General features: G+C 62.8%; 15 protein-coding genes and 1 pseudogene. 11 read left to right on the top strand and 5 right to left on the bottom strand.

Translation table 11 applies throughout. From position 1 onward, the window contains the following. Nucleotides 1-75: 75 nt before the first annotated feature. Nucleotides 76-573: an FAD-binding oxidoreductase gene (locus KPG71_RS19025; RefSeq protein WP_216340252.1), complete on the top strand. Its 498-nt coding sequence runs from the start codon at nucleotides 76-78 to the stop codon at nucleotides 571-573. A 31-nt stretch (nucleotides 574-604) separates the two neighbouring features. On the opposite strand, the gene KPG71_RS19020 is transcribed toward KPG71_RS19025, so the two are convergent. Together KPG71_RS19020 and KPG71_RS19015 are read right to left on the bottom strand one after the other, a co-directional pair. Then, entirely contained in the window at nucleotides 605-1498 is an 894-nt protein-coding gene (locus KPG71_RS19020) for a GNAT family N-acetyltransferase (protein WP_216340250.1), read from the bottom strand. A 174-nt stretch (nucleotides 1499-1672) separates the two neighbouring features. Next, nucleotides 1673-2671, bottom strand: coding sequence for a LysR family transcriptional regulator (locus tag KPG71_RS19015; RefSeq protein ID WP_216340248.1), 999 nt, complete (start codon nucleotides 2669-2671; stop codon nucleotides 1673-1675). Between the two features lie 93 nt (nucleotides 2672-2764). Here KPG71_RS19015 and KPG71_RS19010 point away from each other — a divergent pair, with 93 nt between their 5' ends. Beyond that, on the top strand, nucleotides 2765-4729 hold the full coding sequence (locus KPG71_RS19010; protein ID WP_216340245.1) for an FAD-dependent oxidoreductase: 1965 nt from the start codon (nucleotides 2765-2767) through the stop codon (nucleotides 4727-4729). Between the two features lie 78 nt (nucleotides 4730-4807). On the opposite strand, the gene KPG71_RS19005 is transcribed toward KPG71_RS19010, so the two are convergent. Next, nucleotides 4808-5713 carry a LysR family transcriptional regulator gene (locus KPG71_RS19005; protein WP_216340243.1) on the bottom strand — a complete coding sequence of 302 codons (906 nt, stop codon included), beginning with the start codon at nucleotides 5711-5713 and terminating at the stop codon, nucleotides 4808-4810. Between the two features lie 99 nt (nucleotides 5714-5812). On the opposite strand from KPG71_RS19005, the gene KPG71_RS19000 reads away from it, so the two are divergent. The 4 genes from KPG71_RS19000 to KPG71_RS18985 are packed head-to-tail and all read left to right on the top strand — an operon-like array spanning nucleotide 5813 to nucleotide 10223. Further along, nucleotides 5813-6772, top strand: coding sequence for a TAXI family TRAP transporter solute-binding subunit (locus KPG71_RS19000; protein ID WP_216340241.1), 960 nt, complete (start codon nucleotides 5813-5815; stop codon nucleotides 6770-6772). Nucleotide 6773: 1 nt separating this feature from the next. After that, nucleotides 6774-8633 (top strand): TRAP transporter fused permease subunit, encoded by a 1860-nt coding sequence (locus KPG71_RS18995; RefSeq protein ID WP_216340239.1) that lies wholly within the window; start codon nucleotides 6774-6776, stop codon nucleotides 8631-8633. After that, nucleotides 8630-9928, top strand: coding sequence for an acyclic terpene utilization AtuA family protein (locus KPG71_RS18990; protein WP_216340236.1), 1299 nt, complete (start codon nucleotides 8630-8632; stop codon nucleotides 9926-9928). The genes KPG71_RS18995 and KPG71_RS18990 overlap by 4 nt, the downstream gene beginning before the upstream one ends. Next, nucleotides 9915-10223 (top strand): hypothetical protein, encoded by a 309-nt coding sequence (locus KPG71_RS18985; RefSeq protein ID WP_216340234.1) that lies wholly within the window; start codon nucleotides 9915-9917, stop codon nucleotides 10221-10223. Before KPG71_RS18990 ends, KPG71_RS18985 begins: the two co-directional genes overlap by 14 nt. Before the next feature lie 307 nt (nucleotides 10224-10530). On the opposite strand, the gene KPG71_RS18980 is transcribed toward KPG71_RS18985, so the two are convergent. Further along, nucleotides 10531-11379, bottom strand: a complete 849-nt coding sequence (locus tag KPG71_RS18980) for a LysR family transcriptional regulator (protein WP_216340232.1) — start codon at nucleotides 11377-11379, stop codon at nucleotides 10531-10533. A gap of 107 nt (nucleotides 11380-11486) precedes the next feature. Between KPG71_RS18980 and KPG71_RS18975 the strand changes: the two genes are divergently transcribed. The 5 genes from KPG71_RS18975 to KPG71_RS18955 are packed head-to-tail and all read left to right on the top strand — an operon-like array spanning nucleotide 11487 to nucleotide 16285. Continuing rightward, entirely contained in the window at nucleotides 11487-12086 is a 600-nt protein-coding gene (locus KPG71_RS18975; RefSeq protein WP_216340231.1) for an amino acid synthesis family protein, read from the top strand. A 46-nt stretch (nucleotides 12087-12132) separates the two neighbouring features. Then, the gene (locus KPG71_RS18970; RefSeq protein WP_253196384.1) at nucleotides 12133-12840 is read left to right on the top strand and encodes an alpha/beta fold hydrolase; all 708 of its coding nucleotides are present in this window, start codon (nucleotides 12133-12135) and stop codon (nucleotides 12838-12840) included. Beyond that, entirely contained in the window at nucleotides 12837-13748 is a 912-nt protein-coding gene (locus tag KPG71_RS18965; protein WP_216340227.1) for a flavin reductase family protein, read from the top strand. The genes KPG71_RS18970 and KPG71_RS18965 overlap by 4 nt, the downstream gene beginning before the upstream one ends. An 11-nt stretch (nucleotides 13749-13759) precedes the next feature. After that, nucleotides 13760-14794: an LLM class flavin-dependent oxidoreductase gene (locus KPG71_RS18960; protein WP_216340225.1), complete on the top strand. Its 1035-nt coding sequence runs from the start codon at nucleotides 13760-13762 to the stop codon at nucleotides 14792-14794. Between the two features lie 12 nt (nucleotides 14795-14806). Beyond that, nucleotides 14807-16285 carry an aldehyde dehydrogenase gene (locus KPG71_RS18955; protein ID WP_216340223.1) on the top strand — a complete coding sequence of 493 codons (1479 nt, stop codon included), beginning with the start codon at nucleotides 14807-14809 and terminating at the stop codon, nucleotides 16283-16285. Between the two features lie 25 nt (nucleotides 16286-16310). Here the strand turns inward: KPG71_RS18955 and KPG71_RS19710 are convergent. Then, nucleotides 16311-16427: pseudogene (locus tag KPG71_RS19710) on the bottom strand (DUF4172 domain-containing protein); the annotation flags it as partial.

Genomic DNA, 16427 nt, shown 5'->3' with positions numbered 1-16427 from the left:
CTCAGAGGCCGCAAAGAAAAAGAGAAAGGAGACGCCTGCATTGACCACAACATGACCGCTGAGACATAAACAAGGGTGGGTCAGTTCTCGGTGAAAATACCGGGTCACTTCTCAGCAGAAATCAACATCACATCACTGAACATCGGCAACTATTTCCGCCTGTCACCGGACAACCGCCTGATCTTTGGCGGGCGCGCGCGGTTCTCGGCGGTGTCGGATCAGCGCTCGGATGCCACGTCCGGCGAAATCCTGCGCCGCTCTCTGGCCGGGATATTTCCGCATCTGGCCGATGTGGACATCGATTATTGCTGGGGCGGGCTTGTCGGCATGACAAAGGATCGATTCCCGCGCGCGGGCGAAACCGACGGCATGATTTACGGCATGGGCTATTCCGGCCACGGGGCGCAATTGTCGACCCTGATCGGGCAGTCCCTGGCCGACATGGCCATGGGGCGGACGGACAGCAACCCGCTTGCGGGCCTCGACTGGCCCAGCATTCCGCTGCACAACGGCAAGCCCTGGTTCCTTCCGCTTGTCGGGATGTGGTTCGGGCTCAAGGATCGCCTGTCCTGAATAACACGCCCCCCCAAAAGACCCGTTCGCGTCAGCCCAGGCCCTGCGCGGCAAGACCATAAATCACCGGCCCTTCCGTCGACCGGCGGAAGCGGCCCATACGCATTTCAGTCACTGTATCCAGGGCACCCAAACCGGCGGCGGCAAGGAACGCTTTGAAATGCCCGCTTTGCCGGGGCGTGTCCACACGCAGGTAACACCCCTTGCGCCGCTGGATCAGCGAGGCACAGATTTGTATCGCCATGTCGTCATCATCCGCCACCAGCGGCCCGATGACATAGCCCCGGCCAAACGGGCGCATCATCGCATAGCCGCGCACCACACCGTCACGCAGCGCGACGACCCCTTCGGAAAGGTCCAGCAACTTGTTCAGCATGATTTCGCGATCGGCCCCATAGGCCCGCGCATCAAGCGCATTGACCACAGGCATATGCGAGGCTTTCAGCGGGCAGATCTCAAGCCCTGACACCGGATCGGGAAGATGGGCCAGCCGCGCCACGCCTTCGTGCTGCCATATCGTTCCGACCGGCACGAACCCGGCGGCTTCACTCAGCCAATACACCGGTTTCGTGGCCATGATCCGCAGATCGCGGCCTTCGCAATCCTTCAGAATCCGACGCAACAAACGCCGCCCGACCCCTTGGGCCTGCAACCGTGGTATCGTGGCTACCAACCCGAACGCCGCAAAATCCGGCCCGAACGGGTAATACACCGCCGATCCCAGAGGCCGGCCAATTTCGTCCAATGCGATATAGCCCTGCCCCAATGACATGAACAGGTCCAGGTCGCGGGTCTTGTGCCGCCAGAAAACGGAAAGCGTCAGCTCATGCAGCAACGCCCGGTCGTCCGGCGTGATCGGACGGATGGTCGCATTGTAGGAATCCACGCGAATCCGCTCTTCATCCTCCGGTGCAGACCTTGACATGAAAGCGGCATAGCGTCTGGCACTGTCGGTCCCGCTTTCGCACAGGCTCCCCGTTCCTATTCTGACATCATCGTTTTCGGACTGCATGAAACGTATTTCCTGTCTGGGGTTCTTATCCGCAAGAGGGCAATACAGCGCGCCCCGTCCAGCATGCGACGTACTCAATGACTTTTTCTACCGAATACCGGGACCATCCCACATATTATGCTGCGGCCGCCGCCGGACCCTTGGCCCCGCCCCCAGATCGGCGACGGCCTCGATATCTTCGTCCATCCGCGCACAGATCCAGCGCGCGATGTCCTGCGCCATCGGACGCATCGGCCCCGGACGCGTCGACAGCAATTGAACGACACGCCCGGTTTCGATCCAGCCGCCGTCCCAGGCAGGGACAAGCCGCCCGCTTCGCAGACTGCCCGCAACGACACTCAGCCAGCCAAGCGCGATCCCGGACCCGTCCATCGCCGCCTGAACGATCGCCGCATAATCCGAAAACTCGTGCCAAATGCCCCCTGTGCCGGCGGCGGATTTGCCCAGAACCGGCGCCCAGATCGATTTCGGGTGATCCGAAAGATGCAGAAAACGGTGCCCCGTGACGGCGTTTTCGCCAGACATGGCGTCCGGCCCGGCAACGCGGCCATGTGCCGACAGATAATCCGGGCTGCAAACCGGAACGATCACCTCCGGGGCCAGAACGATGGCACCCGGCGCGGGGTCGGCAATGAGCGTCGCGATGTCCACCTCACCCGCCACCTTCTGCCGCGTTCCCGCCACCAAATCAAAACGCAACACCGCCTCGGGGAAACTGTCGGACAGCACGGCCAGACGCGAAACCAGCCAGTTTGTGACAAAGGCATTGGACAGCGAAAGAACGATTTCCGGGCTTTGAATGTCGCTTTGCGCCCGAAGCGCGGCCACCGCTTCGGCAATGCGCGTCAACCCTTCGCTGGCCGCCGCAAACAGAAACTGCCCTGCCTCGGTCAGGCTTGCGCCCCCTGCTCCCCTCACGAACAGCGGTTGCCCGATATCCTGTTCAAGCTGCGCGATGTTGCGGCTGATCGAAGGCTGCGAAATGTTGAAATCCTTCGCCGCGCGGCTAAAGCTGCCATGTCGCGCGGCGGCTTCGAAAACCAGCAGCGATTTGGGCGAAGAAATGAGATGAGACAATTCAGTCATACGCTGAGCGTATAGGGTCTGCCCGATTTTTCAATCTGTAACGGCGCCTTCTTCTCGTGGAGGGTGGTCGGCGCGACAAAAGGATCGGGACCCATGACCACACCGCAGAGCAACGACCCGCTATTGGCACCGTTCACTCTGGGCACGCTGAACCTGCGCAACCGGATCGTCAGCACCAGCCATGCCTCGATGAAGGACGATGGCGGAATGCCCGGTGAACGCTATCAGGCCTATCACGAAGAAAAAGCCCGTGGCGGGCTGGCAATGACGATGATCGGCGGCAGTGCGATGGTGTCGCGCGACTCAAGCTGGGGTGGCGGGCAACTGGACATGAGCGATGATCACATCCTGCCCTATCTCCAAAGCCTGTCGGCCCGCATTCATGCCCAGGGGGCTGCGGTCATGACCCAGATTTCCCACCTTGGACGCCGTGCAAACGCCTTTCACGGCGAATGGCGTCCCACCATCGCCCCGTCCCCCATCCGTGAAACCCGTGGTCGCGGCTTCCCCCGCGAGATGGATCGCGACGACATTGACCGCGTGATCGCCGAATACGCCGATGCCGCCAGGCGCGCACGCGACGGCGGGCTTGATGGGGTCGAAACCCTCTGCGGCGGGCACCTGATCGGGCAATTCATGTCGCCGCTGGCCAACCGGCGAACCGACGAATTCGGCGGTTCGCTGGAAAATCGCGCGCGCTTTGGCCTGATGGTCCACGAAGCCATCCGCGAGGCCGTGGGCGACAGCATCGCCATCGGAATCCGGCTTGTCATCGACGAGGGCACCGAGGGCGGCCTGAACGCCGAAGACGGCATCGCGCTGGCCCGGATGTTCGAACGCGAAGGGCTGGTCGATTTCTTCGACGCCATCTACGGGCGGATGGACAGCGATCTGGTCCTGTCCGAGGACAACATGCCGGGAATGTTTCAGCCCGGTGCGCCCTATCTGGCCTCCGTCGCCCGCTTTCGCGCCGAAACCACTCTGCCGCTGATCCACGCCGGTGGCATCCGGGACACCGCGACAGCCCGCCACGCCATCCGCGAGGGGATCGTGGACCTTGTCGGCATGACCCGCGCGCATCTGGCCGATCCGCATCTGGTGCAACATCTTCTCGACGGAACCGAGGATCGCATCCGCCCCTGTGTCGGTGCCTCGTACTGTCTCTACAAAAAGGCAAACTGCATTCACAACGCCGCCACCGGCAACGAACCCGGCATTCCCCACACCGTCCAGCGAACGGAAACGCCTGGCCGCGTCGTCGTGGTCGGCGGCGGCATCGCCGGGCTCGAAGCGGCCCGGGTCTCGGCGTTGCGGGGGCATGACGTTGTTCTGCTCGAGGCGGGGGCGCAGGCTGGCGGGCAGCTCGGCCTTGCCGCGCGAGGCCCGGAACGGCAGGCCCTGATCGGCATCGTCGACTGGCGTCTTGCGGAACTGGACCGGCTTGGCGTTGACCTCAGGATGAACTGCTATGCCGAGCTTGACGATATCCTGGCCGAAACGCCGGATACGGTTTTCATCGCGACGGGGGGCATTCCCGATCTCGATGAAATCGACGGTGCCGAACTCTGCGTATCCACATGGGATATATTGTCCGGCACAGTCACCCCGGCGGCGCATGTCCTGATCCATGATGGAACGGGCCGCGCTCCTGCCCCGTCCTGCGCCCTTCACGTCAGGCAAACCGGCAGCAAGGTGACTTTCGCGACCATCGACGGGATAATTGCACAGGAAATGCCCTATCAGGACAACTCGGGCTACCGCAAACGCTTTGCCGAACAGGGAATTGGGGTCATGCCCGATCTCGAACTGGTCAGCGTCACAAAGAACGCCGGGGGCATCAGCGCACGGTTTACCCATTGCTTCAGCGGACAGGCGGTAACGCTCCACGCCGATCAGATCGTGGTCGAACGCGGCACCCAACCCCTGAACGAGTTGTATCGCGATCTGACGTCATCCGGGGCATTTTCGGGCAGGGTGTACCGTCTTGGCGATGCCGTCGCATCGCGCGATGTGCATGCAGCAGTCCGCGAGGCCTATGTTACCGCGATATCCGTCTGACCCGTGTGTCATGACATGGAAAGGAGAACCCGCGTTTTCCAGACCCGCGGCCTTCCCATTGCGCCCATGGGCCCCGCGCTAAGGCTTCCGGACGATCTGCGACAAGACCTCAAGGAAGGCATTCGCCGCCGGAGACAGCGACCGCCCGGCCTGACGCACCAGCCCGATGCGACGCCGCGCGCCGAAATCCCTGATGGTCCGCTGCACAAGGCGCTCGGTCGGCAAAACCGGCAGCGTCAGCTCCGGCAGGGCGGTAATCCCCAGCCCTTCGGCAACGAATGCACCCGCCGTCGCCAGATGCGCCACCTCGAAGCGGGGTGAAAGCGGCCTGTCCAGCCGAAGGCAGGCGCTGTCCAGCAACTCGCGCACGGACGTGCCTTTCGCCATGGCGATAAACGGCATCTCGACCAGCTCCGACCAGTCGTATTGCCGCTCCTCCTGCAACGGCCCGTCCGGTGCGCCGATGGCGACGAAGGCGTCGTTCATCAACGGCTGAAACGCCAGCCGCGACCGCGTTGAAACAGTCCCCGCCGTAAACCCGAGTTCCGCACGCCCGGATTCCACCACGTCGATGACGCTTTCTGACAGGGCATCGATGACTTTCACGTCGATGTCAGGATGCCGTGACGTGAACCGGCTCAGGATTTCCGGCAGCAACGCCGCCGTGACCGAGGGCAGGCCCGCAATGGTAAGCTGCCCGTGTCGCGCCGAAAGATGCGCGTCGAACTCGGCGTCGGCATCCCTGACGGCATTGACCATGCGCTCGGCGATCCGCGCGAACACCTTGCCACTGGCCGTCAGACTGACGTTTCGGGTGTCACGGTCGAACAGCCTTGTTTCAAGCTGGGTTTCAAGCCCCGACACCTGCCGCGACAAGGCCGATGGCGACAGTCGCAGTTCTTCAGCCGCAGCCCGGAACGATCCGGTTTCCCGCAGGGTCAGCACCGCCATGTAATCCGCCAAAGACACATTATTGCGTTTCATGCAGCAATTATGCCGAAATTGTCTATTCTTGCAACAAACGGCTTTGATGCATGCTTTGCAAGACCCATTTGGGCCATCCAGTATTCAAGGGAGGATACCATGAAACACACACTCGCCGCGCTTCTTGGCGCAACACTTCTTGCATCGCCCGTGACCGCGCAGGAAACCGACCTGCTCATCGGGTCGACCTCGGCCTCGTCCAGCCACTATGGCTATTTCGTCGCCGTGGGGCAGTTGATCAACAACAATGCCGAGGGGCTCAAGGCATCGGTCGTCGAAACCGGCGCGACGCTGGACAACATCCGCCGCATGGCGCGCGGGCAGGTCGATCTGGGGCTCGTGACCACGAACACCGTGCAACATGCCGTGGCTGGCACCAACGCGTTTGAAGGCAACGCGCAAGACCTGCGCCTGCTATGGGTCTATACCAACGCGCCGCAAAACGTCGTCGTGCGTGCCGATTCAGGTGTCGCAAGCCTTGCCGATCTGGCCGGCAAACGCTTCAACCCCGGCATCAAGGGCGGCTCCACCGAAGCCACAACCGAAGCCGTCTTCAACACGCTCGGCCTGAGTGCCGACTACGTGCGCGGATCGACCACGGATATCGTCGGCGCGGTCAAGGACAATCGCCTGGTGGGCTACGTGAAATCCGGGTCCGGCCAGAAACTTGATGGGTCGACCATGGACATCGCCGTTTCGACCGATATCTCGGTCATCGGGCTGACCCCGGAACAGGCCGACACGCTGCGCGCCGAAATGCCCGACATTTCCGTGGTGGACATCCCGGCAGGCGCCGCCGATGGCATCCCCGCCTACAGCACGTGGGCCTTCGGTGTGGGTGTGGCCGCGCCGTCGTCCATGGACGATGAAACCGCCTATCAGATCGTTTCCGCCATCATGGCCGACGACAGCGCACAGGCCAACGCCATGGCCTCGCTCAAGGGTGCGGACCTTGCCCAAATGACACTGGACTACGGCACCGTGCCCCTGCATCCGGGCGCCGCGCGCTGGTTCGAGGAACAGGGTATGGAAATCCCTGCCAAGCTGAAGGCAGACTGATATGACCCTCGCGAACATCCAGAAGGGGCTTGCCATCATGGTGGGGGCCTTCGTCTTCTACACGGCGGCGACCGGCCCGTTCGAAGGGTTGATCCAGCGCGCGCTTTTCCTTGCGCTCGTGGCCTCTCTGGGGTTCGCACTCTACCCTCTGGGCGCCGGCACACGCTGGCGCCCAATCGGGCTGGCGATTGACCTCGCGCTGTGCACCCTCGTTTTGATTGCCTGCGGTTATGTCGTCTGGAACTATGATGAAATCATGACCTCGCTGCCCTGGGCCACCGCGCTGGACAAGGCGCTGACTGCGGGGCTCGTTCTGGCCGTTCTGGAACTCGGGCGGCGCACCGTGGGCCTGATATTTCCGATCCTCGTTGTGGTCGGCCTCAGCTATGCGCTGTTCGGCGACATGCTGCCCGGCGCGCTGCATCATCGCGGCTTTGACGCCGCATTTGTCACCGAAACCATCTATCTTGGCGATCTGGGCATCTGGGGTATGCTGACCGGCGTCGCCGCCACCGTTATCGCAGCCTTCGTCTTGTTCGGCGCATTGCTGCTCCATTCCGGTGGCGGGCAGGCGTTCATGGATCTGGCCATGCGTCTTGGCGGTCGTCAACCCGGCGGCGCGGCCAAGATCGCGACCATCGCGAGCGGCCTGTTCGGCATGATTTCGGGATCGGCCGTGGCCAATGTCGCCACGACAGGCAATTTCACCATCCCCATGATGATCCGGCTCGGCTATCCCCGCCCCTTCGCAGCGGCGGTCGAGGCGGTGGCGTCCACGGGCGGTCAGATCGCCCCGCCGATCATGGGCGCGGCGGCCTTCGTCATGGCCGAAATCCTTGGAATGCCCTACACCACGATCATCCTTGGCGCGATCATCCCGGCGATCCTGTTCTATGCCTCGGTTTTCATGACCGTGCATTTCGTGGCCCTGCGCCGTGGGCTTGCCGTCGTCCCCGAGGATGAACTGCCCGCCTGGGCCACCATCCTCGCGCCGCGTCGTGTCGCGCCGATCCTGTTTGCGCTTGGCGGCCTTGGCATCGGCATCTGGCTTGGCCGCTCCATCGCCACCGCCGCGTTCTACGGGATCGTCGGCCTTTTGATCGCGTTCGTCGCAACCGAAACCGGCAGGCTGTCCCCACGCCAGATGATCGGCAAGATCGTCGATGGGCTGGAAGACGCGGGCAAGGGCATGGTCATCATCGGTGTCCTGCTGGCCGGCGCACAGGTGCTGGTATCGATGATCAACCTGACGGGGATCGGCGTCACGCTGTCATCGCTGATCGTCTCGATGGCAGGCGACAGCGTGCCGCTGGTCGCCATGATCGTCGGCCTTGTCTGCCTGATCATGGGCATGGGCCTTCCGACGACCGCCGCTTACGTTCTGGTCGCCGCTGTGTTGGCCCCGGCCATGACCGCAGTTGGCGTATCGCCGCTGGCGGCGCACCTGTTCGTCTTCTACTTCGCGACGATTTCCGTCATCACCCCGCCGGTCTGCGTGGCGGTATTCGTCGGCGCGGGAATTGCCAATACCAACTGGCTCCCGGCTGCGGGGCATGCCGTGCGCCTTGGGGCGGTGACATACCTGGTGCCGTTCCTGCTGCTGCTCTATCCCGGAATGCTGATGGAGGGCGGCGCCCTTTCGATAGCCCAGGCGGCCCTGTCCGGCGCGGTCCTCGTTCTTGCGGTGCCCGCCATGCTCACCGGCGCGCCACTCATCGGAAGCCGACCCATCGACACCGCCCTGTTGCTGGTCGTGATCGCGCTTGCGCTCTGGCCGCACCCCATCACCCCCATTCTTGCGCTCGCCCTTTACTTTGGCGCGCGGAAACTGGGCCGGCGGAAAAAGGAATCCCTGGCATGACACCATTCAGAATTGGCTGCGGCGCAGGGTTTCAGGGGGATCGCATCGAACCGGCAGCCGATCTCGCGGACCGGGGTGCGCTGGACGTGCTGGTATTCGAATGCCTGGCTGAGCGCACCATCGCACTGGCGCAAGAGGCCCGGCTGAAAAATCCCGACGCGGGCTATGATCCGTTGCTCGAACGCCGCCTGCGCGCAACCTTGCCCGGCTGCGCCCGGCATGGCACGAAAATCGTCACCAACATGGGCGCGGCCAACCCGCAGGCCGCCGCCGAAAAGGCGCGCGCCATAGTGGCCGAGCTTGGCCTTTCCCTCAAGGTCGCCGCCGTGACCGGCGATGACGTGTCCGACGGGATCGCCGGTTTCACACTTGACGAAACCGGACAAACAGCCGGGGCGCTCGGGGATCGCCTCGTATCCGCGAATGCCTATATCGGCATTTCCGGTATCGTGAACGCGCTTTCACAAGGGGCTGACATCGTCATATGCGGCAGGGCCTCGGACCCGGCGCTGTTTCTTGCGCCGCTGGTGCATCACTTCGGCTGGGCCATGGACGATTACGAAAAGCTGGGGCGCGGTACGCTGATCGGGCACCTCCTTGAATGCTCGGCGCAGATCACGGGAGGCTACTTTGCCGATCCCGGCGTCAAGGACGTGCCGGACCTTGCCCATATCGGATTTCCCTTTGCCGAGGTCACAGCGGACGGCAACGCGATCGTTTCCAAGCTGCCCGACACCGGCGGCATCGTTACGCCCGCAACCTGCACCGAACAGATGCTCTATGAAATCCACGATCCGGCGCGTTACCTGCAACCGGACGTGATCGCGGATTTTTCCCGTGTCACATTCGAGTCCGTCGGCCCGGATCGGGTCGCGGTACGCGGGGCGATGGGGCATCCCCCGTCAGGCATGCTCAAGGTGTCTGTCGCCTATCGCGATGGCTGGCAGGGCGAGGGGCAGATTTCCTATGCGGGCGCCAATGCCCGTGGACGTGCCGAACTGGCCCGTACCATCCTGGATCAGCGTCTGACCGGCCCGGAAATTCACGAACGGCTTGGTCAGCTTATCGGCGGCGATGACGACATCCGCCTGCGCTATACGGCTCGCTGCGCCGACGCCGACACCGCCCGCAAAATTGGGGAAGAGGTCGAAGCCCTCTACCTTTGCGGACCGGCTGCAGGCGGCGGCGTCACCAAATCCGTCCGCGAAATCATCGCGATAGCCTCGACACTGGTCCCTTCGGACAGCGTTGCAATCCGCGCCGACATTTCAGGAGAGCCCCATGAAGTTGCATGACCTCGCCCACGGACGAACCGGAGACAAGGGCGACACCTCGAACATCTCCGTCATCGCCTACCATGCCGGGGATTTCGACCGTTTGCGCCGGGATGTCACCGCCGAACGCGTCGCAGGCTACCTGAACCAACCCGCCAGCGCCGTCACCCGCTATGTCTTGCCGCAACTCTGCGCCATGAATTTCGTCATCAAGGGCGCGCTCAAGGGCGGGGTCACACGGTCCCTGTCCCTGGACGCCCACGGCAAATGCCTGTCATCCATCCTTCTGAACATGCCCCTGCCACCCGACGAGTAATTTCAGATCTCATCGAGCGGCACCTGAGGTGGCGAACGGATGGGCGGTATCTACAAGATCGTAAATCTTGCGGGTTTCATCACAAAACGCCGCAACACGACGCATAAGAGTGCGCAGGTCACCCTGTCTGCGGGCAGAAGCAATTGAACTCGAGGGCTGGAATTAGCTGCGCGGCTTGTCCGTGGTCACGATACGAAGTTCACCGAACCTGTCGATCGGCCTGGCCAGGAAAAGCTTTTCAGCCCTGGCGTTTCGCTGTGGCTGAACACGCACAGCGCCGCAGGCCAACTGGCAATCCCCTTGGGGGTCATCTCCCCATCAGTTCACCGAGAATCCACTCTTCGAAACTTCTGGCGGCTTCACCGGGCTGGTTGACAGACAGGTAATACCCTTCCTTGCCTGCAATCCACGCGTCATGCGCCCGCACAAGCCGCCCCGTCTCGAGGGCATGACGCGCCAGCAGTTCACTCGCCAGGGCTATGCCGTTGCCGTGAACCGCCAATTGCAGCGCCATGCCGTAACTGTCCGCAAAAAGCGTGGGTTCCAGCCCGTCAACGCCTGCCTCCCGGCCCCAGCTTTTCCATCCCTCCGACGTTCCCACCGTCTCGATCAGCGCGGCCTCTGAAAGCGGCGCCTCCAACTCTGGCGATCTGAGCGCGATCAGACGGTTCGGCGTCAGTTCACGGGCTCCTTGTCCAACCTGTTTCTCCGACCCGAACCGGATATCCACGTCGGCCATTGCACTGTGAAAGTCATCGGGCCAGATCGCGCTGAGAATGCGCAGGCGCAGCCCCGGATGCCGGTTCGTGAAATCCGCAAGACGCGGGGCGACGACCCATTGCGCCATGCTGACCGACATTGCGACGGTCAACACCTTGTCGGGAGACCCCAGATCGAAAGTTTCGGTTGCAATGGCCAACCGCTCCAATGCCGCACCTACTTGCGGCAGCAGTCGGCGCCCATCGTCGGTCAGCGCCAATCCCCGTGGTTTGCGATTGAACAGGACGACGCCAAGCCGCGTTTCCAGTGCCTTGACCTGTTGGCTGACCGCAGATTGCGTCAGCCCGATTTCCGCCGCCGCCGCAGTAAAGCTCAGATGCCGCGCGGCGGCTTCAAATGCGCGAAACCAGGTGAGTGGAGGGAGGGATCGTGCCATGATAAATCCAGATATTAGTGTTACTAATGTCTAAGCCTGATTTTCTTTCGTTTGTCAAAATCCCTGCCCCGTCCGAAAACGATCACGCGACGAACAGGAGACCCTTCATGCAGCCGGAAATCCGCAAAATTGTCACCTATGACGAACAGGTCCTCATCGAGGGCTTTCGCCCCACCAAAGAACCGTGGCGCATGTTCGCCGTAGCGGCCGTTGTCCGAAATCCCTGGGCCGGTCGATATGTCGAAGATCTGAAACCCGAAATTCACGCCTGCGGCCCCGTGCTTGGCGAGATGCTGACCGAACGGATGATCGCACTGGCCGGTGGCGGCGACAGGATCGAAGCCTATGGCAAGGCGGCGGTCGTCGACCTCGACGGCGAAGTCGAACATGCCTCGGGCCTGATCCACACGCTGCGCTTTGGCAATCATTACCGGCAGGCCGTCGCGGCAAAATCCTATCTCGCCTTCACCAACACCCGCGGCGGGGCCAACGCCCCGATCATGCTGCCCCTGATGGACAAGAACGATGCCGGGCGCAGGTCGCATTACCTGACGATCCAGTTCGCCATTCCCGACGCTCCACGCGCCGACGAAATCGTCGTCGTACTGGGCGCTGCGATGAATGGCCGCCCGCATCACCGCATCGGCGACCGCTATCAGGATTTGAAGGATCTCGGCCATGACCTGGACAACCCGGCCGCGGTGTAAGCGCGGCCCCCAGACAGCCATCGTCGCCGGAGAAGGCCCACGGATCTTGCTGCTTCACGGCGTCGGCCTGAGGGCCGAGGCATGGGGCCCGCAGATCGACGCGCTTCGCGCCTCCGGGTTCAGTGTTATCGCCCCCGATATGCCGGGCCACGGCGCAAGCCCCACGGTTCAACGCGACATGTGCTTGCGGGATTATTCCGGGCTCACCGCACTCTGGCTGGATGAGCCCACCGTTGTCGTGGGGCATTCAATGGGTGCGATGATCGCGCTCGACCTGGCGGCGCGGCACCCCGACCGCCTGCTTGGCGTGGTGGCCCTGAATGCCATTTTCCGGCGCAGCGTGACTGCCCGCAAAGCCGTGGCGGCACGGGTTGCGGCCCTGGATGGGCGAAACGTCGCGGACCCGAGCGAAACACTGGTCCGCTGGTTCGGTCATGAACCATCGCCGGAACGCAACGCGTGCGAAAGCTGGCTGCGGGGCTGCGACCCCGCCGGTTACAAGGCCGCCTATTCGGTTTTCGCGCTCGAAGACGGCCCGGCCGTCGAAACGCTCGCCGGGCTGCACATTCCGGCGCTTTTTCTGACAGGCAGCGAAGAGGCCAATTCGACCCCGCATATGTCGCGCTCGATGGCGGCTTTGGCACCTGACGGGCACGCCGAGGTGATCGACGGCGCGGCGCACATGATGCCGATGACACATGCCGACGCGGTCAACCGACAGCTCGAAAGTTTTGCGCTGAGGTGCCAGCCATGAAGGATTTCAACCCGAATGAGCTGCGCAATGCCTTCGGCAGCTTCATGACGGGCGTCACGGTCGTGACCACCCGCGCGCCCGATGGCACACCTGTCGGCTTTACCGCAAATTCGTTTTCCTCGGTTTCCCTCGACCCGCCGCTGTTGCTGGTCTGTCCGGGCAGGTTCCTGTCGTCGTATGAAACCTTTCACAACGCCACCCATTTTGCGGTCAGCGTCCTGGCCGAAGGGCAAGAGGATGTCTCGAACACCTTCGCCAGTTTCAAGGGGGATCGTTTTGCCAGGGCCGCGCATGGCAACGACCTGCATGGCATTCCGTTTATCCGGGGGGCGGTGGCACGGTTTTCCTGCGTAACGCATCAGGCGATCCCGGCAGGCGATCACACCATCCTTCTGGGTGAGGTGAAGGACTTCGACCATAGCGGCGACGCGGGGCTGGGCTATGCCGGGGGGCGTTATTTCAGCCTCGGGCTCGAACGCGAAGCAAGCGAAAGCATTGCCCAAGGCGCAGTTGTCGGGGCGATCATCGAAACCCCGGCGGGCATCCTGCTGGAAGAAACCCCTGACGGCTTGCGCCCGCCGCAGATCACCGCACGAACCCGGACAAACCAACTCGAAGCGCTTGACGCGGGTTTGGTGGCGCGCGGGATCAGGGCCGACCTCGGGCGCGTCTATTCGGCCTTCGATGACCGCAGGCTTGCGGCGCATCACACCTATGTCCTGGCGACAGGCGCGGCCCCTGCGAAGGCTGGCGCCCTGCGTTGCATCGCCCCCCCGGACCTGCCCGGCCAGCGATACACGACACCGGCCATCGCGACGATGATGGCGCGATTTTCCCTCGAAACCCGGAACCGCACCTTTACGCTCTATCTCGGCGATGAAGGCACGGGGGACACGCATCAAACCTGAAAGGACACCCGATGGAGTTTTCGCTTTTCGCCCATGTCGAGCGCCTGACCCCCGACCAGCCTCACGATGTTCTTTACAAGGACTTCCTGGACCTGTGCAAAATGGCCGACGAGGGCGGCATGCGCGCCATCTGGACCGGCGAACATCACGGGATGGAATTTACCATCGCGCCCAACCCTTTCCTGCCGTTGGTCGATCTTGCCCATCACACCCGTAACGTCCGGCTGGGCACGGGCACTGTCATCGCCCCCTTCTGGCATCCGATCCGTCTGGCCGGCGAAGCGGCGGCAGCCGATCAGCTCACCGGCGGGCGCATCGAACTGGGTGTCGCCCGTGGAGCCTACAGCTATGAATACGAACGCCTGATGCCGGGGCTGGATGCCTGGGACGCAGGCCAGAGAATGCGCGAGATGACCCCGCTCTTGCCGCAACTCTGGAAAGGCGATTGCGCACACAAGGGAAACTATTTCGAGTTCCCCTCCACCACCGCCACCCCGAAGCCGGTTCAGCCGGACGGCCCGCCCATCTGGATCGCCGCGCGTGATCCCAACAGCCATGAATTCGGCATCCATAACGGATTCAATATTCAGGTCACGCCGCTTTGGCAGGGGATGGACGAGGTCGAAACACTGATAGGGCGCTTCAACGCCGCCTGTGACGGCTATGCCGGCCCGCGCCCCAAGATCATGCTGCTGCAACACACCTATGTCGGCAGCGATACCGATGACGTCGCCCGCGCCGCACAGGAAATTTCACGCTATTACGCCTATTTCTTTGCCTGGTTCAAAAACGAACGTCCCGTGCGGCAGGGCCTGATCAAACAGCTTTCAGACGAGGAAATCGCATCCAACCCGATGATAGCCCCCGACAAGCTGCGCCACGATCTGGCCTTTGGCACGAGGCAAGAGGTGATTGACCGGCTCAAGCGTTACGAGGACCTTGGCTATGACGAATTCGCCTTCTGGATCGATTCCGGCATGGAAACCGAACGCAAGCGCGCCTCGCTCGCGCGTTTCATAGACGATGTGATGCCCGCCTTTCAGTGAGGGATGAAAGACATGACCAACAAACCGCACTACCCGCTTTTCATAGATGGTGAATGGGCCGAAGGCGCCACACGCCAGACCATGACCACCACCAACCCGGCCACAGGCGAGGAGTGGGCCACATTCGCCTGCGCCGCACCTCAGGATATTGACCGCGCCGTGCGCGCCGGGGTGCGGGCGCTGAACGATCCTGCCTGGCGCGACATGACCCAGACCGCACGCGGCAAGCTGCTGTACCGTCTGGCCGATCTGATCGAGCAAAACGCCGAGGCGCTTGGCCGGATCGAAACCACGGATAGCGGCAAATTGCTGGCCGAAACCGCCAGCCAGACCGCGTATGTCGGGGATTACTATCGCTACTATGCAGGGCTCGCGGACAAGATCGAAGGCGCGGTTCTACCCATCGACAAACCCGACCTGCATGTCTTTACCCGCCGTATGCCGATCGGCGTGGTCGCGGCTATCGTGCCGTGGAACGCCCAAATGTTCCTGACCGCGACCAAACTGGGGCCGGCGCTTGCGGCGGGGTGTGCGGTGGTTCTCAAAGCCTCGGAAATGGCCCCCGCCCCGATGTTCGAACTGGCCCGGCTGATCGAACAGGCAGGCTTTCCGCCTGGGGTGGTGTCCGTCGTGACGGGGGATGCCGAAAACTGCGCCATTCCGCTGACCCGCCATCCCGATGTGGACCGGATCGCCTTTACCGGCGGGCCCGACACTGCGCGCCATGTGGTTCGCAACTCGGCCGAAAACTTTGCGGTCACGACACTGGAACTCGGCGGCAAATCTCCGATTCTGGTGTTCGACGATGCGAATCTGGACGGGGCCGCGAACGGTTTGATCGCGGGCAATTTCGGCGCATCGGGCCAAAGCTGCGTGGCTGGCTCGCGCGGGCTGGTGCAGCGTCCGGTTTTCCAGGAACTGATCGCGCGCATCGAAGAAAAGGCCGCCGGTATCGTGGTTGGCGATCCACTTTCGCCCGACACCCATGTCGGACCGCTTTGCACGCAGGCACAGGTCCAGCGGATCGAACAGACGCTCGATACCGCCCGGTCCCAGGGCGCGCGCATTCGTTTCGGGGGCAGCGCCCTTGATCGACCCGGATCGTATATGGCGCCGACGCTGGTGGAATGCACCGGGCCCGACACGGAAACGCTCAGGGTCGAAATGTTCGGTCCCGTGATGTCGCTTTTGCCATTCGACACCGAAGACGAAGCAATCGCATTGGCCAATGACACGCCCTATGGCCTCGGGTCGGGGGTTTTCACCCAAAATCTGGCGCGGGCGCATCGCGTGTCGGATCGGCTGCGCGCCGGTATCTGCTGGGTGAACACCTATCGCGCCATCTCGCCCATCGCGCCCTTTGGCGGCTTCAACCAGTCGGGCTATGGCCGCGAGGCCGGGATCGAGGCGGTGCTGGATTACACCAGAACCAGAACGACATGGATCAGCACCTCTCAGACGCCGATGGCGAACCCGTTTGTCATGCGCTGATCAGACCGCCGACGACGACGATGCACTACCCACCCGGCCCCTCAAGCTTCAGCCAGTAACGCGTGTATCGACGTTCGCCGGTGCGCGAGAGGGCACCGATCTCGACAAGTTCTTGCAGATCCCTTGTAGCGGTCGCGCGCGA

The organism is Roseovarius sp. PS-C2 (assembly GCF_018862045.1).
Taxonomy (GTDB): Bacteria; Pseudomonadota; Alphaproteobacteria; order Rhodobacterales; family Rhodobacteraceae; genus Roseovarius.
Note: the sequence above shows the minus strand (reverse complement) of the source record. Positions and strands in the feature narration are given on the sequence as shown.

Coding starts and splice junctions, on each gene's coding strand:
- KPG71_RS18990 (WP_216340236.1), top strand. CDS start 8,630: ATGACACCATTCAGAATTGGCTGCGGCGCAGGGTTTCAGGGGGATCGC.
- KPG71_RS18965 (WP_216340227.1), top strand. CDS start 12,837: ATGAAGGATTTCAACCCGAATGAGCTGCGCAATGCCTTCGGCAGCTTC.
- KPG71_RS18960 (WP_216340225.1), top strand. CDS start 13,760: ATGGAGTTTTCGCTTTTCGCCCATGTCGAGCGCCTGACCCCCGACCAG.
- KPG71_RS19015 (WP_216340248.1), bottom strand. CDS start 2,671: ATGACTGAATTGTCTCATCTCATTTCTTCGCCCAAATCGCTGCTGGTT.
- KPG71_RS18955 (WP_216340223.1), top strand. CDS start 14,807: ATGACCAACAAACCGCACTACCCGCTTTTCATAGATGGTGAATGGGCC.
- KPG71_RS18980 (WP_216340232.1), bottom strand. CDS start 11,379: ATGGCACGATCCCTCCCTCCACTCACCTGGTTTCGCGCATTTGAAGCC.
- KPG71_RS18995 (WP_216340239.1), top strand. CDS start 6,774: ATGACCCTCGCGAACATCCAGAAGGGGCTTGCCATCATGGTGGGGGCC.
- KPG71_RS19000 (WP_216340241.1), top strand. CDS start 5,813: ATGAAACACACACTCGCCGCGCTTCTTGGCGCAACACTTCTTGCATCG.
- KPG71_RS19005 (WP_216340243.1), bottom strand. CDS start 5,713: ATGAAACGCAATAATGTGTCTTTGGCGGATTACATGGCGGTGCTGACC.
- KPG71_RS19010 (WP_216340245.1), top strand. CDS start 2,765: ATGACCACACCGCAGAGCAACGACCCGCTATTGGCACCGTTCACTCTG.
- KPG71_RS18985 (WP_216340234.1), top strand. CDS start 9,915: ATGAAGTTGCATGACCTCGCCCACGGACGAACCGGAGACAAGGGCGAC.
- KPG71_RS19020 (WP_216340250.1), bottom strand. CDS start 1,498: ATGTCAAGGTCTGCACCGGAGGATGAAGAGCGGATTCGCGTGGATTCC.
- KPG71_RS18975 (WP_216340231.1), top strand. CDS start 11,487: ATGCAGCCGGAAATCCGCAAAATTGTCACCTATGACGAACAGGTCCTC.